At 69.2% G+C, this 23,254-nt stretch carries 14 protein-coding genes; 5 read left to right on the forward strand and 9 right to left on the reverse strand.

From position 1 onward, the window contains the following. Window positions 1-16 precede the first annotated feature (16 nt). The 4 genes from AC07OK_RS01300 to AC07OK_RS01315 all read right to left on the reverse strand — a co-directional run bounded on the left by AC07OK_RS01300 (window position 17) and on the right by AC07OK_RS01315 (window position 6,719). Window positions 17-2,407: an efflux RND transporter permease subunit gene (locus tag AC07OK_RS01300; protein ID WP_494688609.1), complete on the reverse strand. Its 2,391-nt coding sequence runs from the start codon at window positions 2,405-2,407 to the stop codon at window positions 17-19. A 16-nt stretch (window positions 2,408-2,423) separates the two neighbouring features. Next, window positions 2,424-3,401 carry a WD40/YVTN/BNR-like repeat-containing protein gene (locus tag AC07OK_RS01305; RefSeq protein ID WP_494688610.1) on the reverse strand — a complete coding sequence of 326 codons (978 nt, stop codon included), beginning with the start codon at window positions 3,399-3,401 and terminating at the stop codon, window positions 2,424-2,426. Between the two features lie 80 nt (window positions 3,402-3,481). Further along, entirely contained in the window at window positions 3,482-4,837 is a 1,356-nt protein-coding gene (locus AC07OK_RS01310) for a DUF1329 domain-containing protein (protein ID WP_494688611.1), read from the reverse strand. Between the two features lie 13 nt (window positions 4,838-4,850). Continuing rightward, window positions 4,851-6,719 carry a DUF1302 domain-containing protein gene (locus AC07OK_RS01315; protein ID WP_494688612.1) on the reverse strand — a complete coding sequence of 623 codons (1,869 nt, stop codon included), beginning with the start codon at window positions 6,717-6,719 and terminating at the stop codon, window positions 4,851-4,853. 560 nt (window positions 6,720-7,279) lie between these two features. On the opposite strand from AC07OK_RS01315, the gene AC07OK_RS01320 reads away from it, so the two are divergent. From AC07OK_RS01320 to AC07OK_RS01340, 5 genes are all read left to right on the forward strand, one after another. Then, window positions 7,280-9,220, forward strand: a complete 1,941-nt coding sequence (locus tag AC07OK_RS01320; protein WP_494688613.1) for a glycoside hydrolase family 27 protein — start codon at window positions 7,280-7,282, stop codon at window positions 9,218-9,220. Between the two features lie 87 nt (window positions 9,221-9,307). Beyond that, entirely contained in the window at window positions 9,308-10,435 is a 1,128-nt protein-coding gene (locus AC07OK_RS01325) for an SIS domain-containing protein (RefSeq protein ID WP_494688614.1), read from the forward strand. Continuing rightward, window positions 10,422-11,372 carry an ROK family protein gene (locus tag AC07OK_RS01330; protein ID WP_494688615.1) on the forward strand — a complete coding sequence of 317 codons (951 nt, stop codon included), beginning with the start codon at window positions 10,422-10,424 and terminating at the stop codon, window positions 11,370-11,372. Before AC07OK_RS01325 ends, AC07OK_RS01330 begins: the two co-directional genes overlap by 14 nt. Further along, window positions 11,369-12,661, forward strand: a complete 1,293-nt coding sequence (locus tag AC07OK_RS01335) for a D-tagatose-bisphosphate aldolase, class II, non-catalytic subunit (RefSeq protein ID WP_494688616.1) — start codon at window positions 11,369-11,371, stop codon at window positions 12,659-12,661. Before AC07OK_RS01330 ends, AC07OK_RS01335 begins: the two co-directional genes overlap by 4 nt. 94 nt (window positions 12,662-12,755) lie before the next feature. Beyond that, window positions 12,756-13,571: an NAD-dependent epimerase/dehydratase family protein gene (locus AC07OK_RS01340; protein ID WP_494688617.1), complete on the forward strand. Its 816-nt coding sequence runs from the start codon at window positions 12,756-12,758 to the stop codon at window positions 13,569-13,571. Here the strand turns inward: AC07OK_RS01340 and AC07OK_RS01345 are convergent. The 5 genes from AC07OK_RS01345 to AC07OK_RS01365 form a co-directional block, all read right to left on the reverse strand. Beyond that, on the reverse strand, window positions 13,562-14,845 hold the full coding sequence (locus AC07OK_RS01345) for an MFS transporter (protein WP_494688618.1): 1,284 nt from the start codon (window positions 14,843-14,845) through the stop codon (window positions 13,562-13,564). The genes AC07OK_RS01340 and AC07OK_RS01345 overlap by 10 nt on opposite strands. A 136-nt stretch (window positions 14,846-14,981) precedes the next feature. After that, window positions 14,982-16,970: a DUF2264 domain-containing protein gene (locus tag AC07OK_RS01350; RefSeq protein ID WP_494688619.1), complete on the reverse strand. Its 1,989-nt coding sequence runs from the start codon at window positions 16,968-16,970 to the stop codon at window positions 14,982-14,984. Between the two features lie 80 nt (window positions 16,971-17,050). Further along, entirely contained in the window at window positions 17,051-19,447 is a 2,397-nt protein-coding gene (locus AC07OK_RS01355) for a TonB-dependent receptor (RefSeq protein WP_494688620.1), read from the reverse strand. Between the two features lie 176 nt (window positions 19,448-19,623). Beyond that, window positions 19,624-20,688, reverse strand: coding sequence for a LacI family DNA-binding transcriptional regulator (locus AC07OK_RS01360; protein WP_494688621.1), 1,065 nt, complete (start codon window positions 20,686-20,688; stop codon window positions 19,624-19,626). Window positions 20,689-20,832: 144 nt separating this feature from the next. Further along, window positions 20,833-23,253 (reverse strand): polysaccharide lyase 8 family protein, encoded by a 2,421-nt coding sequence (locus AC07OK_RS01365; protein WP_494688622.1) that lies wholly within the window; start codon window positions 23,251-23,253, stop codon window positions 20,833-20,835. Window position 23,254 lies beyond the last annotated feature (1 nt).

Consider the following 23,254-nt stretch of genomic DNA (forward strand, 5'->3'; position numbering starts at 1 on the left):
TGGTTGATCCGGAAATTCACTTCATTTTCCTCAGCAGGAAGTGCGACAGGGCCGGCACCAGCACCAGCGCGCCCACCATGTTCAGCGTGAACATGAAGGTCAGCAGGATGCCCATGTCGGCCTGGAACTTGATCGGCGACCAGGCCCAGCACACCACGCCAGCGGCCAGCGTCACGCCGACCAGCGCCACCACCTTGCCGGTGAATTGCAGCGCGTGGCGGTAGGCTTCGGCCAGGCTGTCGCCGGCGCGCTGGCGCGCCAACTGCACCGACACCAGGTACAGCGCGTAGTCGACACCGATGCCGACACCGAGCGCGATCACCGGCAAGGTCGCGACCTTGACGCCCATGCCCAGCATGACCATCAGCGCCTCGCACAGGATGGAGGTCAGCACCAGCGGCAGCACCGCCACCAGCACCGCGCGCCAGCTGCGGAAGGTGACCCAGCACAGCACGATCACGGCGGCGTACACGTACAGCAGCATCTTGTGGTTGGCTTCCTTGACGACGATGTTGGTGGCGGCCTCGATGCCGGCGCTGCCGGCGGCCAGCAGGAACTTGCGCTCCGGCGTGCTGTGGGCGGCGGCGAAGGCTGCCGCCGCCGCGGTCACGCGCTCCAGCGTCTCCGCCTTGTGGTCGGACAGGTAGGCGATCACCGGCATCAGCGTGCAGGCGCGGTCGAACAACTCCGGATTGTTGACCGAGGCTTGCTGGACGCCGTAATTGAGCACGTCCTGGTTGCGCGACAGCGTCAGCCACTTGGGACTGCCCTCCGAGGTGCCGGCCGTGATCTGGCGCACCGCGTCGGCCAGCGAGACCGTGGTCTGCACGCCGGGAATCTGCTGCAGGGTCCAGGCCAGGCGGTCGGCCTCCACCAGCGTTTCGTATTTGAGGCAGCCTTCCTTGGGCGTCTCCACCATCACCGCGAACTGGTCGGACGACAGCGAATAGTTGGCCGTGATGTAGGCGTTGTCGCGGTTGTAGCGCGAGTCGGCGCGCAGCTCCGGCGCGCCCGGATCGAGGTCGCCGATCTTCAGCTGCAGGCTGACGGCGTAGCCGCCCGCCGCCAGCAGCAACGCCACCGCCACCGTCACGCCAGCCCAGCGCGGCGTGGCGAAACGCTCCAACCCCTGCCACAGGCCCGCCATGCCGCGCTGCGGGCCGGACTCGCTGCGCATGGTGCGCGCCGCCGCAGCGGGCGACACGCCCACATACGACAGCAGCACCGGCAGCAACAGCAGGTTGGTGAAGATCAGCACCGCCACGCCGATACTGGCGGTCATCGCCAGGTCGCGGATGACGGGGATATCGATGGTCATCAGCACGGCGAAGCCCACCGCGTCGGCCAGCAGCGCGGTCAGGCCGGCCAGGAATAGGCGGCGGAAAGTGTAGCGGGCCGCCACCAAGCGGTGCGTGCCACGGCCGACGTCCTGCATGATGCCATTCATCTTCTGCGCGCCGTGCGAGACGCCGATGGCGAACACCAGGAACGGCACCAGGATCGAGAACGGATCGAGCGCGAAGCCCAGCGCCGCCACCAGGCCCAGTTGCCACAGCACCGCCACCAGCGAGCAGACCACCACCAGCGTGGTCGAACGCAGGCAGCGCGTGTAGGCGTAGATCACCAGCGTGGCGATGGCGGCGGCGGCGCCGAAGTACATCAGCACCTGCTGCATGCCGGCCAATAGCTCGGCGATCAGCTCCGCGAAGCCGATCACGTGGATCTTTACCGGATAGGCGCCCTTCTGCTGCGCCTGCACCGTCTGGTCGATGGCGCGCGCCAGCTGGCGGTAGTCGATCGCCTCGCCGGTGGCGGGATCCTTGTCCAGCAGCGGCACGAAGATCATGGTGGACTTGTAGTTGTTGCCCACCAGGCTGCCGACGATGCCGGAGCGCGCGATGTTGATCTTCAGCTGCTCGACGCTGCGCGCCGAACCGTCATACCCGTCCGGCATCACCGGGCCGCCCTGGAAGCCCTCCTCCGTCACCTCGGTCCAGCGCACCGACGGCGTCCACATCGATTTCATCCAGGCGCGGTCGACGCCGGGCGTCAGGAACAGCGCGTCGTTGACCTGCTTGAGCGATTCCAGGTAGCGCGGTTCGAAGATGTCGCCCTGCGGATTTTCCACCACCACCCGCAGCGCATTGCCCAGCCCACGCAGGGCCGGCTTGTGCTGCAAATAGTTCTGGATGTAGGGCTGCCCTTGCGGCAGCATCTTCTCGAAACTGGCGTTCAGGCTCAGTCGCGTGCCGGCCAGCCAGCCCAGCACCACGGTCGCCACCGCGCACAGCACCACCATCGCCATGCGGTTATTGAAGACCAGCCGCTCCAGCCAGTTGCCCGAGCGGCGGTCGAAGTGCGCCAGCTCCTGGACGACCGGCATCTGGTCCGGTCCATTGCATCTCATGTCCATAGTCGTCTTTCTAGTGAAGTTCGAGCGGCTGCACGCGCAGGCCGCGCACGCCGCCGATCAGCAGGCGCTGGCCGTCCAGCGGCAGCGCGGCTGCGGCCGAACCGGGCTTGACACCGGTCAGCGCTACGAAACTGGCGCCGTCGTCGCGGCTGCGCAGCAGCTGGCCGGATTGGCTCACCAGCAGCAGCGTGTGGTCTTGCAATTGCACGCCGGCGGTCAGGCCGACCTGGGTGCCGGTGGCGACGGGTTGCCAGCTGCGGCCGGCGTCGGTGCTGCGCAGCGCGGTGCCGCGCAGGCCGAACAACACCAGCGCGTTGGCGTTGCCGGTGATGCCGAAGAAGCTGCCCTTGTACGGTGTGGCCAGCACTTCGAAGCGCTCGGCGCCGGCGGCGCGGCGCAGCACCAGCCCTTGTTCGCCGACGATGTACAGCGCACCGTTGATGGCGCGGATCGCGTTCAGGTGCAGCGCTTGCGGGTTGTCCAGCAGCTCCTCGCAATGGCGCCAGTTGCGGCCAGCGTCGTCGCTGCGCAGCGCCAGCCCGAAGGCGCCCACCGCCAGTCCGTGGCCGGCGCCGTCGAACCAGATGTCGAGCAGCGCCTTGTCGCCGGCCTGCGCGTCGCGGCGGCCGTCGAACTGGCGCTGCCAGCTGGCGCCGCCGTCGTCGGTGTGCAGCACGGCGGCGTCGTGGCCGACGGCCCAGCCCTCGCGTGCGTTGGTGAAGGTCAGCGCCACCAGGTCGCCGGACATCGGCACCGCCGCCTGGCGCCAGCTGGCGCCCTGGTCGTCGGAATGCAGGATATGGCCGCGCTGGCCCACCGCCACCAGCCGGCGGCCTGCCTGCGCCACGCCGTTGATCAGCGCGCGCTGCGCCAGTGCGCTGGGCTGGGCCGGCAGGTCGAGCGGATCGACAAAGGCCGGCGTCGCGGCAGCGGCATTGGCGGCAGCTGCCAGCAGGACCAGACCAAGCGAACGGAAAATTCGGTTCATAACGTACTCGCAAAAAATCTGCCGGGACTAGCCGGTGCTCGTGCACCCCCGGCAGCAAACGGAACTACGGATAAAAAGGTCTAGCGCACGCCGGCGCCGGCCAGCGCTTCAGGCGACCATTGAATCGGCTTGAGCGGGTCGATGTATTTCAGGCCGCCGTATGGGCCGGACATGCCGGTCAGGTTATAGGCGCCGCTGATGAAGTCGTAGATCACGTGGTTGCCGGTGTAGGTGGCTTGCACGTCGTACGAATAGATCAGGTGATCGAACGATGAGCGGTACAACTGGCCGCGCGCGTCATACTGGTCCGACGCCAGCGCCACCCAGCTGTCCTCGTCGATGTAGAAGGTGCGCTTGCCGTAGATGTGGCGTTTGCCCTGCTTCAGCGTCGCCTCCACCACCCACACGCGGTGTAGTTCCCAGCGCACGAAGTCGGGATTGAGGTGATTCGGCTTGACCACGTCGGTGACCACCTTGGCGCCGAACAGCGCGTACTCGCCGTAAGGAACGATCATCTCCTTCTTGCCGACCAGCTTGAAGTCGTAGCGATCCAGCGCGCCGTTGAAGATCCAGGCGTCGTCGTAGGTGGCGGCGCCGGCGGCGCCGGGGTTGGGCGTGTCGTAGGCCACGTCCGGCGCCAGCTTGACGCGGCGCTGGCCCGGCAGGTATTGCCATACCTTCCTCGGCTGGACGGCCGGGTTGACAGCGTCGAACGCCATCAAGCCTTCGCCGGCGCGGCGGGCCGGCGCCAGGTAGGTCAGCTTGGTGCGGAAGAAGACGTCGTTCTGCCTGGCGACCTCGGTCTGCTTCGGATCGGCCAGCGGGAACTCCTCGAAGATCTCGCCGGCGGTGGCCAGGCTCGGCGTGCCGGACGCATCGACGTTCCACGATTCGTACTTGGTGGTGAAGGCGTGCCCCTGGTAGCGCAGCAGATGGTTCCACATCACTTCGTTGCCGGTCTTGGGGATCGGGAACGGCACGCCGGACAGCGTGTTCTCGACGCCGACGCCGCCGTCGGTGGTCTTGGCGTTGAGCGCATTTTTTGCGGTGTTGTCCAGCTGCGCCTTCGGCAGCGCCACGGTGCGGTGGGTCGGGTAGACGTCGACGCGGAAGGCCGGATAGCGCTTGAGCAGTTCGCGCGTGCCGGCGGTCAGCTTGTCTTCAATGCCGGCCAGGTTCTTGCCGGTGATGACCAGGCGCGGCTTCTCGCCCGCGAACGGGTCGGGACGCACGCCGCTGCCCTTGACGTAAGCCGCCGGCGGCGAGGCCAGCCCGCCCGTGTATTCGGGGATGGTGCCGTCCTTGTTGCCGGCCTTTTCCGCGCCGACCGCGGTCAGCGTGCCGCCCAGCTGTTTGGCTTCTTCAGGCGTGACGGCGGCATGCGCGCCGCTGGCCGCCAGCAGCGCGGCCAGCATGATGGTGTGTTTGAAGTTCATGATCTCTACCCAGTCAGAAGGTGGTCTTGAAAGTCGCGGCCAGGAAGCCACGGTCTTTGAGCAGCGACGTCACGCCGCCGTAGGAAGTGACGGCGCCGGTGGTCGGGTCGGTCACCAGCGGGCCGAAGAAGTCGACATACTTCAGGTCGAAGCGGTACTTCTGGCGCACGTCGAACGACACGCCGACCGCGTAGTTGCCGGCGCCCTTGTTGCCGCCCGCCTGCACGGCGGAATTGCCCTTCAGGCCAACCGAATAGCTGAGCGGCATCGACACGTCCACGCCGGGGAACACCTGGAACCAGGTCGAGGTGTAGGTCGCGGCCAGCGAGAAGAAGTCGCGCGTGACCTTGTCGACGCCGTTGTAGCCGTCGCGGCTGCGCGAGAACTGGGCGCCCTGGGTGATCTTGCCGAGGCGGTTCCAGACCCCTTCCACCGCCCAGGTCGAGGCGTCGGCGATCGGCGTCCTGGCGGTGGTGCCGAGGAAGTTCAGCACGCCGTGGATGGTGTTGCCGCGCGCACCGCTCACTTCGCCCTGCTGCGGCAGGCCGGCGGCGGTGACCACCAGTTGCGGCGCCACCTTGGCATTCAACGCATTGATGATGGCCGGGTTGGTCCCGACCGGCATCAGCAGCGCCGGCGTCGAGTAGATCGGCATGTTGCGGCGGTAGGACAGGTCGGCGCCCATCGCCACGCCGGCGATGCTCTTCGACAGCGACAGGCCCAGCACGTCGATGCCGTTGGCGTATTCGAGTTGGTACTGGTTGCCGGTCAGCTGGCCCGGGTAGAACAGGCAGTTGTTGCCGGCCACCGCCGCGCCGGGAATGTAGCCCTTGCACAGCGCCGCGCCCGAGGCGCCGAACAGCGCGGTCGGCAGGCCGACCAGGCGCACGTTCGCCTGCGGCAGCAGGTCGGAGGTGCGGCGCAGGTACAGGCCGGCGGTGCCGTCCAGCCAGGCCGGGCTCCAACGGGTGGCGACGCCGAAGTCGCCCGACTGCGGCGCGCGGCTGTCGGCGCGGCGCGCGGCCGGCGCGCCCAGCGGGCCGAGGATGAATGACTCACCGCCCTGGAAGGCGTAGTCGAAGAAGCCCAGGAAGGAGCCCGATTCCGGCAGGCGCGCCGGCTTCCAGTTGAAGAAGTACTGCGCCGCGAAGCCCAGTTCGGCCGTCGGCGAGAATTGCGCCGACACGGCCTGGCGCGGCAGGAACAGTTCCTTGACCTCGCTGCCCGGCACCGAGTAGCCCTTCAGCAGGTCGACCGGCGACTGGCCGTAGCTGACGCCGTGGATCGGCGTCAACAGGCTCTCGCCCCAGTACAGCGTGTGCTGGCCCAGCTTGACGTTGAGCGGCATGTCGGCCACTTCGAAGTTGCCGAACACGAAGGCATCCAGCACCTCGCCCGAGGCGCGGTGGTAGCGCTTGGTGTAGTCGGACAGGCCGAGCGCCGGCTTGCCGTCCTGCTGGTGGTTGGAGCTGGCGACGTTGGTGTTGTCCAGGCTGCTGTAGGCGGCGTCGTACCACGCCGCGGCCGACATGCGCATCCCCATGCGCTGCTGGAACACGATATCGAGTTCGCTCAACAGATCGACCCGGTTCGAGACCATACCCTGGTTGAAGTTGCGGTCGCCGTCGTCGAAGTTGGCCGACTTCAGCAGCGACTGGTTCTGCGCGCTGAGGCGATGGCCGTAGTTGTACTTGATGGTGTTGTCGAAGCGGACCGCCAGGTCCGGGTTGCCGGTGGCGATCTCGGCCGCTTGCGCGCAGCCGATGGCGCACAGCGCGGCGGCCAGCGCATGGCGGACCAGTCGGGGACCTTGGACGGTAGGGGCATGGCGCAAAACGGCCGTGGCCACGCCGGACGGCGCGCCAGTGGTGGTGATATGCATCGAGCTGTCTCCTGATGGTGTGGGTCGTCGAACACAGCCGGACTTATGGTGTCCGGTCAGCGTCGACGATGACCCATCATAGGATTCGCCGCGGCCCGTCGCGCATTCATTTCATGACGGGCACTTCGCATTTCACGACAGCGGTTCAGCAGCGTTCGAAGATCACGGCGATGCCCTGGCCGCCGCCGATGCTGGCCACGGCATTACCGATGACGGCCTGCATGATGTCCTCTTGATTTGGGTGGTCCACGGCGCGCCGAAACAACGCTCCGGCGCCGTATCCTGTTCCAGAGCTTGACCAGCTTGCTTTTTCGCTGATATGCTAACGTTAACAGATAACGTTAACACCTTCGATATCATTCACGCCGCCCCCGGTGGCGGAGGCGGCAAGGACAGGTGTGTGGACCAGCGGGTATCCAACAAGGAGGGGACGCCAACCTACAAAAACGAGCAACGGTTCAATCAAGAGGGGAATTGAAGCGATGGCCTACGACTGGCGAAATGCATCGTCCCGATTCCAGGAAATTTAAAGCCAACCAAGTTTTTCATTGAGGATCACTATGCGCACGCACCAATTGTCTCACGTAGCACCAAGCCTCCAGCCGCGCAGCATCGGCCTGGCCGTCAAGCTCGCCCTGTCCGGTTTCGCCACGCTGGCGACGCCGGCGCATGCCGTCTCGTTGCCTGGCAATGTCGCCGACCACACCCTGCAGGGCGTGCCGAGCATGGTCGTGCGCCCCGGTTCGTGGCGCGAGACCACCGACGCCCTGGTGCGCCAGGTCGCCGATGGCCTGGTCAGCACGGGACTGGCGGCCAAGGGCTGGAACAACGTCGCGGTCGACGACGACTGGATGGTCCGCACCGATTGCACCGACTGGGACAGCGCCAAGACCGCCGTGCCCAACTGCACCGGCGGGCGCGACGCCAGCGGCCACCCGATCGCCTCGCCGAGCAAATACCCGCAGGGCATACAGGCGACCATCAACTATGTCCATGCCAAGGGACTGAAGTTCGGCATCTACACCGACGGCGGCAGCAAGACCTGCGATGGCGGCGCCGCGATGAACGCCGCCAGCGGGCCCACTTACTTCACCAGCGACGCCAACTACTACGCCAGCATGGGCGTGGACTATATCAAGAGCGACTACTGCTACAACATCAACAACACTTCCAGCGGCTGGCCGCTCACCACCGACAATGACGCCACCATCGCGGTCGACGCCTATCGTCAAACCGCGCAGGCGGTCGATGCCGCCAACACCGCCTACGGCACCCACATGGTGCTGACACCGTCGCCGGCCGCCTACTTCAACTGGAACAACAACGCCACCGGCACCGCCGCGTTCCAGAAGGTGCTCAACGGCCTGGCCTTGTACGCCCAGCAGTGGCGCATCGGCGGCGACAATGGCGGCAGCACCTGGGCGGCGATGCTGACCACGGTGGACCAGGCGGTCGGCGCCGCAGCCTACGCCCGCGCCGGCCACTTCAACGACCTCGACCAGCTGGCCATGGGCAAGGGTTCGCTGACCACGGCCCAGGGCCAATCCGAGTTCAGCATCTGGGCCGTGCTGGCCGCGCCGCTCAACATCAAGGTCGGCGTCACCACCGGGCTCACCCCGCAATTGGTCAGTGACGCCGGCAACGCCGACGTCATCGCCATCAGCCAGGACCAGATCGGCGCGCAGGGCAAGCGCATCGTCAACGACGCCAACACCTCGGTGTTCGCCAAGCCGCTGGCCAACGGCGACTACGCCGTGCTGTTGTTGAACAAGTCCAGCAACGCCCAGACCATCGCCACCACCGGCTTGGCCGTGGGCAGCTCGGCGACCCAGTTCAGCCTCACCGACCTGTGGTCCAAGGCCGTCACCACCAGCAGCGGCGCCATCTCGGCCAGCGTGCCGGCGACCAGCGCCGTGCTGTACCGCCTGCATCCGAGCTCGAACGCCTACAGCGCCTGGCGCCAGGCCCGCAACGCCACCTCGATCAGCGACGACGACGCCTCCACCGCCGCCTGCTTCGACAGCAGCTGCGGCAGCTATTCCGCCGACGCCTTCGCCGCGGCCGGCGTGGTGGCAGGCGGCAGCGTCACGATCAACGGCCAGACCTTCACCAACTGGGTCGGCGGCGGCGCCGGCCAGCTCGACAGCATCGTCGCGCGCGGCCAGACCATCGCGTACTCCGCCGTCGGCCGCAGCGACATCGGCTTCCTCGGCGCCTCGAACGGCGGCGACCTCTCCGGCACGCTGACGCTGAACTACAGCGACGGCACCAGCGCCGCCGTCACGCTCGGCTTCCCCGACTGGCAAACCGTCAACCCCGGCGCGTTCGGCGACAGCAGCGCCAGCATCACAAGCTACAGCAACACCCAAGCCAAGGCGCAGGCAAGCGGCAACCACGTCCTTTCGCACGCCAAGTTCCCTCTTCCTGGCGGCAAGAACCTGATCTCCATCACCTTGCCCAACCAGCCGGCACTGCGCATCTTCTCCATCACCACTTCCTGATAAGGCCGCAAGACCACGGGGCCGCGCCGGCCCCGTCACCATTTCTCATCGCTCAAAAAAGATAACGTTAACACAGGAAGTTCATCCATGACCCATTTGCACACCCTGGCAACCGCCCGCTGGCACGCGTGCGGCGGCCTGCACACCGCGCAGGAAATCGCCCAGCAACCGGCCGTCTGGCGGCAGCTGGCCGAGCAGTTGCTGGCGCTGCCGCCGGCCTGGCGCGCCACGCTGGAGGCCACGCTGGCCGACCCGCGCGGCCAGGTGATCCTGACCGGCGCCGGCACCTCGGCCTATATCGGCGAGATCCTGGCCGACAGCCTGGAAGCGGCCTGGCCGGCCCAGGTGCGCGCCATCCACAGCACCACCCTGCTGTCGCATCCGGCGCTGTTCCTGCGCGCCGGGCGGCCGCTGCTGGTGGTGTCGTTCGCGCGCAGCGGCAACAGCCCGGAAAGCCAGGGCGTGGTCGAGCTGGTGCGGGCCCAGGCGCCGGGCGCGCAGTTCCTCAACCTCACCTGCAGCGCCGACGGCCAGCTGGCGCGCGCCAACGCCGGCCGCGCCGACAGCATGACCTGGCTGCTGCCGCCGGCCAGCTGCGACCGCGGCTTCGCCATGACCTCCAGCTTCAGCACCATGCTGCTGGCGGCGCTGGCCCTGCTGGGCCGTCCCGCGCCGGCGCAGGCGGCCGAGCGCATCGGCCGGTTGGCCGCGCTGGCGGCGCACTGGCTGGCACAGCAGGCCGAGAACTGGCGGGCGCTGGGCCAGCGCGCCACCGGCCGCATCGTCTACCTCGGCAGCGGCCCGCTCGAAGCGCTGGCGCGCGAGGCGTCGCTCAAAGTGCTGGAGTTGAGCGCCGGCCGCATCCTGGCGGTGGCCAATTCGCCGCTCGGCTTCCGCCACGGCCCCAAGGCCATGCTGACCGCCGACACGCTGGTGTTCCTGTTCTCCAGCAGCGAGCCGCAGGCGCGCCGCTACCAGCAGGACCTGCTGGACGAATTGCGGCGCGACGGCCTGGCCGGCGCGGTCGACTGCATCGACCTGGACGCGGCCTGGCTGGACGATTGCTGGCGGGCCCCGGTCTATGTGCTGTTTGCCCAGGTGCTGGCGCTGCACCAGTCGCTGCGGCTCGGGCTGACGCCGGACAACCCCTTCCCGGACGGCAGCGTCAACCGCGTGGTGCAGGGCGTGACGGTGTATCCCTATGCGGCCCCCTGAGCTGTTCTACGGCATCGACCTGGGCGGCACCAAGATCGAACTGGTGGCCTGCGACGCCGCGCTGCAGGTGGTGTACCGGCGCCGCATCGCCACCCCGCACCAGGACTTCGACACCTTGCTGGCGGCGCTGGCCGGGCTGGTGCTGGCCGCCGACGCCGAGCTCGGCATGCGCGCGCCGCTGGGCCTGGGTATCCCCGGCATCGTCGACGCCGCCAGCGGCGCCCACCTGAGCACCAATGTGCCGGCGCTGTGCGGCCGCCAGCTGCTGCCGGCGCTGCGCGCCCAACTGCGGCGCATCGTGGTCATGGGCAATGACTGCCAATGCTTCGCGCTGTCCGAGGCGCATGGCGGCGCGGCCGCCGGCCAGCCCAGCATGCTGGGCCTGATCCTCGGCACCGGCGCCGGCGCCGGCTATTGCGCCGACGGCCGCCTGCTGGCCGGCCGCCAGGGCGTGCTCGGCGAGTGGGGCCACTGGCCGCTGGCGCCGGCGCTGCTGGCGCGCCATGGCTTGCCGCCGTGGCCCTGCGGCTGCGGCGCCAGCGCCTGCCTGGAGCGCTACCTGTCCGGCCGCGGCGTGAGCGCGCTGCACCAGCACCTGTCCGGCCAGGCCGGCGCCAGCGCGGCGCAACTGGCCGAGCGCCGCGCGGCCGGCGACCCTGCCGCGCAGGCGGTGTATGCGCTGCACCTGGAACTGCTGGGGGCCGCCATCGCCACCCTGGTGCTGGCCTACGATCCGCATGTGATCGTGCTGGGCGGCGGCCTGTCGCGCCTGCCGCACCTGTACCGCGGGCTGCCCGCCGCGATCGCGCCCCACCTGCTGGGCGGCCTGCAGCCGCCCCCCATTCTGCCGCCGACCTTCGGCGACGCCGGCGGCGCCCGCGGCGCCGCCCTGCTGGCCCGCCAGGCCAGCGCCCACCTTGTTACGGAGTACGCATGACCATCCTGTCCCAACTCATCCAATCCCGCCAGGCCGGCCAGCACGTCGGCCTGGCCAGCGTGTGCTGCACCAATGCCCAAGTGCTGCTGGCCGCCATGGCCGTCGCGCTCGAACATGACAGCCCGCTGCTGATCGAGGCCACCTCCAACCAGGTCGACCAGTTCGGCGGCTACACCGGCATGCGGCCGGCCGACTTCGTCGCCTATGTGCACGCGCTGGCGCGGCAGGCCGGCTTTCCGCCCGAGCGCCTGCTGCTGGGCGGCGACCACCTGGGCCCGAACAGCTGGCAGCACCTGCCGCCGGAGCTGGCGATGCGGCACGCCCGGGTCCTGATCAGCGCCTATGCGCAGGCCGGCTTGAGCAAGCTCCACCTCGACTGCAGCATGGCCTGCGCCGGCGATCCCCTGCCCCTGCCCGACGCGCTGGTGGCGGCACGCGCCGCCGAACTGGCGGCCGTGGCCGAGCAGGCCGCCGCCGCCGCCGGCCGGGCGCCGCCGATGTACGTGGTCGGCACCGAAGTGCCGCCGCCCGGCGGCGAGGCCGCGCTCGACAACGGGGTCGAGCTCACCCGCCCGGAAGCGGCGGCCGCCACGCTGGCGGCGCACCGGCTGGCGTTCGGCGAACGCGGGCTGGGCGAGGCCTGGCAGCGCGTGGTCGCGCTGGTGGTGCAGCCGGGGGTGGATTTCGACCACAGCCAGGTGCAGGACTACGATCCGGCCGCGGCCAGCGGCCTGGCCGCCATGCTGCATGGCCAGCCGCTGGTGTACGAAGCCCACTCCACCGATTACCAGTCGGAAGCGGCGCTGCATGCGCTGGTGCGCGACCACTTCGCCATCCTGAAGGTCGGCCCGGCCGCCACCCATGCGCTGCGCGAAGCGTGCTTCGCGCTGGCCGCGATCGAAGCGGCGCTGGTGCCGGTCGAGCAGCGTTCGCATCTGGAGGAAGTACTGGACCGCTGCATGCAGGAGCAGCCGCGCCACTGGCACAAGCACTACACCGGCGCGCCGGCGCAATTGCGCCTGCTGCGCCAGTTCGCGCTCAGCGACCGCAGCCGCTACTACTGGAACGAGCCGCCGGTGCAGGCCGCGCTGGCGCGGCTGCACGCCAACCTGGCGGCGCAGCCGCTGCCCTTGCCGCTGTTGAGCCAATACCTGCCGCAGCAGCTGGCCGCGGTGCGCAGCGGCGCGCTGCGCGCCACCCCGGACGCGCTGGTGCGCCACAAGGTGGGCCAGGTGCTGGCCCGCTACGCGCGCGCCTGCCACCGCAACGCGGCGCCGCAGCCATGCTGAGCGCAGCGCACACCTTGACGCGGCCACGCTTGCCTGACACCCGACAGCGCCCGGCGCGCGCCCCCATCCACCCAGTCCCGGAGACCAGCACACCATGAGTGACCACCCCAAACCCTTCCAGCGCCTGTTGCTGACCGGCGCCGCCGGCGGCCTCGGCCGCGTATTGCGACCGCACTTGCACCAGTGGGCCGAGGTAGTGCGGCTGTCCGACCTGGACGGCCTGGGCCAGGCCGGTCCCGGCGAGGAAATCGTCTATGCCGACCTGGCCGACCGCGGCGCCATGCTGCGGCTGCTGGAAGGCGTCGACGCGGTGCTGCACTTCGGCGGCATTTCAGTGGAGGCCGGCTGGAACGCCATCCTGCAGGCCAACATCGTCGGCGTGCACCACCTGTACGAGGCGGCCCACGCGGCCGGCGTGCGGCGCATGGTGTTCGCCAGCTCCAACCACGCGATCGGCTTCCATCCGACCACCACCCAGCTCGACGCGGACAGCCCGACCCGGCCCGACGGCTTGTACGGCGTCAGCAAATGTTTTGGCGAGCAGCTGGCGCGTTTCTACTACGACCGCTTCGGCCTCGAAACCGTGTGCCTGCGGATCGGCTCGGCGTTCCCGCAGCCGGCCACGCGGCGCATGATGGTGACCTATCTGCACTACGAGGATTTGATCGAGCTGATCCGCTGCTCGCTGTTCGCGCCGCGCGTCGGCCACACCATCGCCTACGGCATGTCGGACAACGACGCGCTGTGGTGGAACAACAGCAAGGCCGCGCACCTGGGCTACCGGCCGCGCCACAGTTCGCGCGTCCATGCCCACCTGTTCCCCGACAGCGCCGCCTATCCGGCCGCCGACGACCGCGCCAGCCAGTACCAGGGCGGCCCGTTCGTCAGCACCGGCCCGTTCTACGACTGAACCCAGGCCCGGCCGCGCGCCGGCCGCGCGGCCGCATGGCGCCGCAACAGCCGCCACCACAGCAGCACGCCCAGCCCGGCCACGCCGGCCTCGACCAGGAACAGCAGCCGGTAGTCATGGCCGGCGCCGTCCAGCGCCGCGCCCATGGCCACCGTCGACACCACCGCCAGCAGCGCCGTCGCCGCCGCCGACAGCGCCGCCAGTTGCGAAAAGCGCGCCTGCGGCAGCATGGCCGGCAACAGCGCCGCCGTGCCGGTCAGGAAGGCGCCGGCCAACACCCCGTGCAGCACCAGCGCCACCAGGAAGGAGCTGCGCCCGGCCACGCCGGCCCAGGCCCCCAGCATCGCCAGCGCATACAGCGCCAGCACGGCGCCGCCCACCCGCAAGGGATGGAAACGGTCGGCCAGCCAGCCCAGCGGCCAGGCCAGCACGATCGAAATGCCATAGGTCAGCGCGATGGCGCGGCCGAAGCTGGCCGCATCCACCCCGAACTGGGCGCGCGCATTGTAGCTGTTGATATTCAGCGGCAGCACCGCGATCGCGGCCAGCGCCACCGCCGCGAACAGCAGCGCCAGCTCGCCGGCCGGCCCCGCCGCCGCGGCCGGCGCCCGCGCGCCCGGCGCCGGTTCGCGCACGCCCAGGCACACCGCCAGCATCGCCGCCAGATAGGCCGCGGCCAGGCCGATCAGCAAGGGCCGGAACCAGGAAGTCAGGCTGTTATCGAAAAAACAGGCGAAAAAAGCGGCGCCGGTGGCCAGGCTGACGATGCGGAACAAGGCGCAAAAACGCCCCAGGATGTGGCGCGGCACGGTGTCGTTGATCAGCGCCAGGAACAGCGTGTTGCCGACGCAGGTGGCGACATCGAACACGCTCCAGCACACCACCATGGCCACCACGATCGCACGCGTGGGCTCGGCGCTGCCGGCCAGCGCGCGGCCCGCCGCTTCGCTGTACGCCAGGCCCAGCATGGCGCACGCGGTCAACAGGCTGGTCGGCAGCAGGAAGGGAATGCGCCGCCCCCAGCGGGTCGCGCTGCGGTCGCTCCAGGCGCCGATGGCCGGGCTGATGGTCAACGCCGCCAGCGCCGGCAAGGCGCCCAGCAGCACATTCAACAGGATCGCGTTCTGGCTGAACAGCATCAGCTGCGCCTTGAACAATTCCTGCACCGCGCGCTCTTTCAGCGACCAGCCCAAATCTCCCAGCAAGAGCAGCGCGCACAAGCTTATCCACCCGCCGCGCATATGGCGGGCCGCCTCCATCAGTTGCTTGATCACCTGTCATCTCCGGCACACACTGCCCTTACTATACGGCAGTGTGTGCCGGAATCCCAAGGCCGATCGGGCCGCCAGGGGCGGGAATGGCGCGCAAGCGGCGCGGCTGTGTCGGCCACGCCACGCCGCTGCGGCGCGCTCAACGGCGCATCGTGCCGACCGCCACGCCGCTGTCGCGGATGATGCGCTCCAGCGCCTCGATGGCGGGCGCCGCCGGCGGCCGCTCCCATGCCAGCAGGCCGGCCGGCGGATCGCGCTGCGCCAGCACCGCCGTCAACAGCAGGCTGACGCCGGGCGCCAGCGTGGCGCGCAATTGCGGCACGCTGCTGCGCGGATTGATCAGGTTGGAATTGGGGACGGCCTCCAGCACCCGCCCGCTGCGCGCCACGCTGGAACCGAGGTCGCGGATGCCGGACAGGTCCTGGTCCGTGACCAGGCAGGCGCTGCCCTCGCCCTGCTGCGCCTGGCCATGCGCGCGGCGCTCGATGGCGAAGCCGCCCTCGGTGACGTGGCAGGAGACGGCGCTGCGGATGCGGTGCAGCCGGATATGCCACGGCGAGGCCGGCAACAGCCAGGTCTCGACCGTGATGTCCTCGTCGGGCGACCAGCGCGCATACAGCAGCTGGTCGGCGATCATGGCCACCTGGTTGCCTTCGCGCACGCGGAAATGCACGCCGTCGCGGCTGAAGCCCAGCATGTTGTCGAAGCTGGCCGACTCGTACTGGTTGGCCACCGTTTCCACGTTGAAGCCGTAGTGCGCCGAGTAGGCGAATTTCGCATACTTCTCGGCGCCCATGCGCAGCCAGGATTTGATTTCCTCCTGGCCGCTGCACAGGGCGATGGCGTCGCCGGCCGGATGGAACAGCAGCATGCCCGGCTGCGGCAGCGTGGCGGGGCCGCGCTCGGCCGGCAGCGCCTGCTCCGGCGTGGTCCAGAACGGATGCTGCTCGGGCAGCGCCATGAAGGCAAACACCTTGAAGGCCCAGTACGGCGAGCCGGCCGAACTATAGGTCTCGGTGGCTTGCTGGTTGGGGTAGGCAAAGCCCAGCGACAGCACGCCGTCGCGATGGGCGATCGGCTGCCGCGACCACCAGCGCAGGTGGCGCAGGATCATGCCCTTGAGCTCCCCCCACCCCATTGCCGGGGTCTCGGTCAAGGCCTGCGCCGACCAGTAGGCGGCGCAGGCGAAGCGGTAGGTCAGGCTGCGGCCGAACGGTATCACGGCGCCGTCGTCGGCGAACCAGTGCGCAAAGTGCGGCGCCAGTTCCGCCGCGCGCTGCCCGCAACGCTGGGCGCCGGGCAGGCCTGCGCCCAGCCGGCTGTACAGGGCGCCGTAGAAATTGAAGGCGAACGCCACATAGTGGTCGGCGCGCGGAAAGGCGCCGTCCTGGTACCAGCCCTGGCCCAGGTAGAAGGCGCCGAGTGCTTGCTCGTACTGCGCCATCAGCGCCACATCGACCGGCTCGCCGACCGCGCGCAGGCCCAGGCCTATCATCAGGCGGAAGAACATCCAGTTGTTGCTGATGAAGCTGCGGCCATAGGCGTTCTGCAGATAGGCGGCGATGTTTTTCTTGGCGCGCGCCGATTGCGGCTGCCACAGCAGGTGCGGAATCAGGCGCAGCGCAAAGCCGACGGCGGCCAGTTCCACCATGCGCTGGTCGCGGTCGGCGCAGGCTGCCCAGTATTCCGGGTGCTGCGGGTCGGTGCCGTTGGCCAGCCCGCGGCGCAGCAGTTCCCAGTCGACGAAGTCGGCGCCGCCGCCGGCCGCCAGCGGCGCCAGGCCCCACAGCGGCCGGGCAAAGCCCTCCAGGTCCACCGCCGCCTGGTCGAAGATGGTGGCCGACGGATCGAGCCGGACCCGCGCCCCGCCCTGCGAGTAATACGGCGTCAGCGGCAGATACAGGTCCTTGATGCCGCGCACCACATCGGCGCGCGTGCGCAGCGGATTGCCGGCCAGCGGATTGAAGGTCGGCGGCAATTGCGCGTGGCCGTTGATTTTCCGCTGCAGGACGGCCAGTTCGGCGCGTCCCCGGTCCGGCGCGGCGGCCAGGGGCGCGGCCAGCGCGGACAGCGGCGTGGCCAGGCCCAGGCCGGCAAGCGAGCGCAACGCGCGGCGTCGTTCATTCATATCAGTCTCCAGTCACCGGGCGCTTGGATGGCCCGACAAAAGAAAGGCGGCCCGCCGGCCGCCCTTCCTAGTGCTACAGCTTACTTGAACGCCAGGTCCAGGCGCACACCGAAGTAACGGGTGTAGTCGCGCGGCGGAGTCCACGAGGTGGTGTTGACGATGGTGCTCGCCGTGCTATACGTCGGATTGGCCAGGGTGTTGGCCAGGTTGGCCGCATAGCGCTGGTCCAACAAATTGTTGACGAACAGGCTCAGTGTATAACGGCCGCCCTTGTCCTTGATGCCCAGGCCGAGGTTGGCGATGCCATACGCGCCCTGGATGGTGCCGGGGTCCTGGTTCAGGCCGAACTGCGTTTCGCTCTGCCAGTGATAGCTGCCGTTGAGGAAACCGTCGAAGCTTTGCTCGGCCAATTTCAGCTCGTACTGCGCACCAAGGTTGAGCTTGATCTTCGGCGCGTTCGGCAAGACCTTGCCCGACAGGTTCTGCACCTTGGTGTTGTTGAAGCGCGGGTCGACCGAGCAGGCCGCGTTCGGCACCACGGCGCTGTGGTCGGCGTTCAGCACCGTGTAGCAGGGACCGTTCGGGAAGTCGCGGATCTTGGCGTCGACCAGGCCGATGGCGGCATTCAGCGACAGCTCGCGGCTGACCTTCATCATCGCATCGACTTCCAGGCCCTGGGTGCGCAGCGCGCCGATGCTGTGCAAGGTGGTGCGGAAGATGCCGTCGGCGTCGACCTCGCCGGCCGACTGCTGGAAGCCGGTGAAATCGGTGCGGAACAGCGCGAGGTTGACCAGCGCCCGGTTGTTCAGAAGGCTCAGCTTGGCGCCCAGCTCGTAGTTCTTGGCGTTCTCGCCCGGCACCGGCGGCAGCGCGGCGTTGGCGGCGCCGAAGCTGCTGGTCAGGTCGTAGGCGGCGCCCTTGTGGCCGGTCGAGACCAGGCCGTAGACCATGTGGTCCGGGGTCAGCTGGTGCTCCAGGCCGATGCGGCCGGTGACCTTGTTCTCGGTGTCGTCGCGTTGGTAGTATTCGGTCCGCACCCGGGCTGCCGGCGGCGGCGTGTAGCGGGTGTAGGTATAGCCGATCTTCTCGCGGTTGAAGCGCACCCCGGTCAGCAGGCTGGTCTTGTCCGTGATGCTCCACGACGACTGGCCGAACGCGGCATAGCTGGTGTTGAAGGCGGTCGCTTCCCAGGCCGTGACGTAGGTGGTGATCGGGCCGCGGGTCAGCGCGCGCTGCAACCGGTTGTCGCCATACCACAGGCCGGCGACGTAGCGGAACGCGCCCTTGTCCGGCGAGGTCAGGCGCAATTCCTGGCTGCGCGCCTGGGTGCCGAACTTGCCGTACTGCTGCAGGCCGCCGTGGAAACCGGCCGGGGTTTCATACTGCACCACGTCGGTGGCCGTGCCGTCGCCGTCCTGCGCGTCGAACATGCTGTAGTTGGCGTACGAGGTGATCGAGCTGAGCGTGTAGTCGGCCAGCGCCGAACCTTCCTGGAAGGTGTAGTTCAGCTTGACGCCCAGGCCGGCGTCGTGCGAGTTGCCGCCGTTCTGGAAGTCGTTGACGACGTCCACATTGGTCGACGAGAAGTTCACCCCCGGCAGCACCGTGGCGATCGGCAGCAGCGGATTTTTCTTGTAGTAGCCGCCCGGGCTGACCGAAGTGAACGGCATCACGCAGCAGGTATTCTTGGTGTCGTTGTAGCGCGGGCTGATCACGACGTCGAGGCCCTCGACCGGGGCCCAGTCGAATTTGCCGATCAGCGACTGGCCGGCGTTGCCGTTCAGATGGCTGCCGTCGTGCAGGTTGTTGACCAGGCCGTCGAAGTTGGTCTTGCTGGCGGCCAGGCGCATGCTGAGGGTGTCGCTGACCGAGCCGGTGACGGTGGCCGACAGGCGCGATTCCTTGTCGCTGCTGTAGTAGCCGCTGGTCTTGAACTGCATCGGGCCGCGGGTCGGCGCGGTGGTGATGTTGAGCGCGCCGGCGATCGCGCTCTTGCCGTACAGCGTGCTTTGCGGGCCTTTCAGCACTTCGATCCGGAACACGTCGGTCAAGTCCTTGAAGGCATTGGCCTGGATCGCCAGCGGGATATCGTCGACGATGACGGCCACGTCCGACTCGACCCCGATGCCGAACGAGAAGGTGCCGATGCCGCGCATATTGATGCTGTAGTTGCCCGGATGGCTGCTGTAGCTGACCGTCACCGCCGGCGACAGGTTGGGCAGGTCGTCGATGCCCTTGACGTTTTCGCGCTGCAAGGTGGCGTCGCTCAGCACCGTGATCGCGGCCGGCACGTCCTGCAGGTTCTGGGCCCGCTTATTGGCGGTCACCACCACCCGGTCCAGTTGCAGCTCGCTGCCCTGGGCGGGGGCCTGCTGCGCCATGGCGTTGCCCGCCATGCCCAGCACCGCCAGTGCCACCGCGTAGCTCAGTGGACGCAGCGCCAGTGGCGCGCCCTTGTCTTGTTGGTCTGCTCTCATCATGTCTCCTCGTTTGAATAATATAAGAACTGCTTCCGATATATCTGACTTTCGGATTTCCCCATTGAATGAAACGCCTGGCGCCCCGCTCAAATTCTGTGCCACCGGCTATGTGAACGTTATCACACGCTGCCGAAAAAAAATGGACATGCCCGGCCCGCGCCGGGCATGTCCATTCAAGACCCCGCTGTCTTGCGGGATCGGGAGACTCGCGCCGCAGCCACCTGGGGGGCGGCGGCGGCCGATTCGCGTATCACCAGTTCGCTCGGGAACTCGATGCGCTGGCGCAGCCCCGGCTGCTGCTGGATGCGGCGCATCAATTCCTGCACCGCCGCCTGCGCCATCTGCGCGATCGGATGGCGCAGCGTGGTCAGGCGCGGCTGCACCAGGCTGGCCGCCTGCACATCGTCGAAGCCGACCAGCGAGATCTCGCCCGGCACCGCGACGTCGGCGGCGCGCAGCGCATTCATGCAGCCGATCGCCATTTCATCGTTGGCCGCGAAGATCGCCGTCGGCCGTTGGTCCAGCGCCAGCAGCGCCCGCCCCGCCTCCAGGCCGGACAGCTCGCTGAACGTGCCCTGCACCACCCAGCGCTCGTCGATCGCCAACCCGGCGTCGTGCATGGCCTGGCGATAGCCGCGCTCGCGTTCGGCGCTTTGTCCGCTGAAATGGGTGCCGCGGATAAAGGCGATGCGCTGGTGGCCCAGGCCGACCAGGCTGGCCACGGCATCGCGCGCACCGTTGTAATTGTCGCCCAACACCACCGGCAAGCTGGTCTCGCGGCGGCAGAAATTGACCAGCACGATGGGGCTGGGGCTCGCTTCCAGCGTGGCCAGGTAATCGTCGCTCATGCGCGGCAGCACATAGATCAGGCCATCCCACAAGCCATGCAGCAAATCGCGGTGGCGGCGTCCGGCCTGCTGGTCGAGGTCGTCGATCGAGTTGTAGATGAACATGTCCATCTGGTACTTGCGCACCTCCTCGGTCAGCGCCGAGACAAAGGCGTTGACCACCACCGAGGCCAGGTCGTTGACCACCACCCCGATCACATTGGTGCGCCCGCCCTTCATCATGCGCGCCAGCGTATTGGTCGCATAGCCCAGTTCGGCGACGGCGGCCTGCACCTTGGCGCGGGTGTCGTCGGACACATAGCCTTCGCCGGAAATGGCGCGCGAGGCCGTCATCACGGACACGCCCGCCTTTGCCGCCACTTGCACCAGGGTTACCGATTTCTGCTTCATACCGCCTCATCCGAGTGATCGACCGCCTTCAGGGCGATCCTTTGTGTTAACGATACCAGCCACCTGGTTCGCCAGCAAGCCTTTTCCAGCGCCCGTACCAAAAAACCACAGGCGTTGCCATGTTGCAGGCCGCCCCGGCCGCTGTCAAGGCGCGTCCGGCAGACGGAAGCGCGCGCCCAGCGTGGCGCCGGCCGCCCCGTCCAGCGCGATGCGCAGGCGCAGTGCCGGCGCCAGCGCCAGCACGCTGACGCCGGGGCTGGCCTCCAGCAGCGCGGCGACCGGCTGGGCCAGCTGCAATTCCAGCACCCCGCCGGCGCGCGCCGGATCGGCCAGCGCCAACTCCAGCTGGCCGCCGGCCTGGCGCAGCACCACCGCGGCGGCGCCGCTGGCCTGCAGATAGGGCCGCCCGGCGCGCGGCGCGCGGCCGGCGCGCCACAGGTTGGCGGCATACACGCCGCGCGCCGGATCGGCCACGGCGGCCACCGCCTCGTCATTGGCTTCGATGCGCAGCGCCGGCGCGGCCGCTTCCGCCGCCGTCTGTTGCGCGCTGGCGCCGGGCAGCAGCACGTAGGCATAACGCCCAGCGCGCGGCGCCGCGCCATGGGCGATGGCCAGGCTCTGGAACGGCGCCGCCAGCACGGCCGCGCTTTGCTGCTCGTTCAGGTCGCGCCAGCTGCCGCGGCGCTCACCGCGCTCGCTGCGCAGCGCGGCCCCTTGCGGAAACAGCATGCCCAGCGCGCTGCCTGCGGCCGGGTCGGCCAGATGGGCCCAGCGTGCGCCGTCGGCGGCGCCGGTGGGCAATGCCACGCCGTCGACCAGCAGCATGGCGCCGGCGGCATCGCCCAGCCGGCGGTTGGCCACGATGGTCTCGACCCCGGCGGCGCTGGCGCGGATGCCGGCGCCCAGCGCCACGATGCGCTGGCCCAGCAGGAACCACGACTTCTTGCCTTCCAGGTCGGAGCCGGTCACGCCGCGCAGGCTGAACGCCATGCCCAGCGCGGCATCCCGCCCCAGCGCCGCGCCGCCCACCCAGGCCTGGTCGTTGCGAGACGGGCGCCACTCCTGCGGCCGGCCGCTGCCGCTGTGGTCGGTGGTGGTGCCGGGCAGCCGGCGCGGATCGACCATGGCCCAGTAGCCGTGGCCGTACTGGGACTGGTCGGCGTCGTACAGCGCCAGCATGCCCATGCCGCTCCACCAGCCCTGCAGGTTTTCGCCATTGCCGAATTCGAAGGCGCTGATGCGGGGCGAACTCATGCTCAACACCGCGGCAAAGCCGGCGCCCCGCAGCAGCGCCCGGTCCATGGAGGGATACACTCGCGCGCCCGGCGCTTCCGGCGCGGGCGGTATGCCGGCGTCGGCGCCGATCGCCTGCAGCAGCCCCAGCTCATACGGCGCCAGGCCGGCCACGCCCGGACCGCCCGGTGCGCCCAGATACGACGGGCCGAAGCTGTGGTCGCGCACCATCCAGCCCTTGATGGCGGCGCGCAGCGCGGCCGCATCGTCGGGCCCGGCCTGCTGCGCCAGGCTGGCCAGGCTGGCGATCACGCCGCGCCCGACCAGGTGGTCGCTCAGCTCGCTGGCCGACAGCTTGCGGCCGCGCAGCGCGTCCGGCATGGCGCCATCGATCAGCCACGGCGCGAAGGCGCTGCGGGCCCAGCGCAGCGCCTGGCCGGCGTCCGCATCGCGCAAGGGCCAGGCCGAGCCATCCAGCAGATACAGCAGCCGCGCCAGGTCGGCCAGCGCCACCGCGCCGTAGCTGCCGGTGTAGGCGATGTCGCCATGCTGGACAAAGGAACCGTCGCGGTAAAAGCCGTCGCCGTGATCGACGACCTGCAGCGCGGCGCCGATGGCGTCACGGCCGGCGCCGATACGGGCGCCGTCACGCGCCAGCATGCCGTGCAGAATCGCCAGCAGGGCCTTGTCGAGCCGGTTGGCGCCGGTTTCCAGCACCGGGCCGGGGCGGCCGTCAGGCAGCGTGCGCCAGTTCGGATCGGGGACAAACCAGGCCACCGCGGCCAGCGTGCGCTGCGCCAGTTCGGGCGGCACGCGCCGCTCCAGCATGGCCAGCGCATTCAACAGATGCAGCGGGGCGCCGATTTGCCAGTCCCACCAATTGCCCACGGGCGCGCGGCCGGCACTGTAGTGCTGGCGCACCAGCCAGTCGAGGCCGGCCACGGCGGCCGCGCCCAGCGCCGCATCCTGATAGGACGGCGTGCCGGGCGTGGCCCAGGCCAGCGCCATCTGGGCCAGCCGCGCCGCGTTGGTGGTGACGCAGGCCGACGCCAGCAAGCCCTGCGGATGCGCAAACTGGGCGGCGTCATCCCACAGCGGCAGCGCCGCCTGCGGGACACGCATGCTGGCCAGCCACGCCTGGGCCTGGCGCGCCTGGGCCTGCAGCAGCGGCGCCACCAGCGCGTCGTCGCGCACCAGCGCCGGCCCGCCGTTCAGGCGCGCCTGCCAGCGCGCCAGCAGGTCGCCGTAGGGCTCGCCTGCGGTGGCGCTGGCCGTCACCAGGCTGGCGGCCAGCGCCACCCCCGTCAGCCAGCGTTGTCGATGCTTGCGCATG

It is taken from the genome of Duganella sp. GW821-FHT07G03 (genome assembly GCF_059418605.1).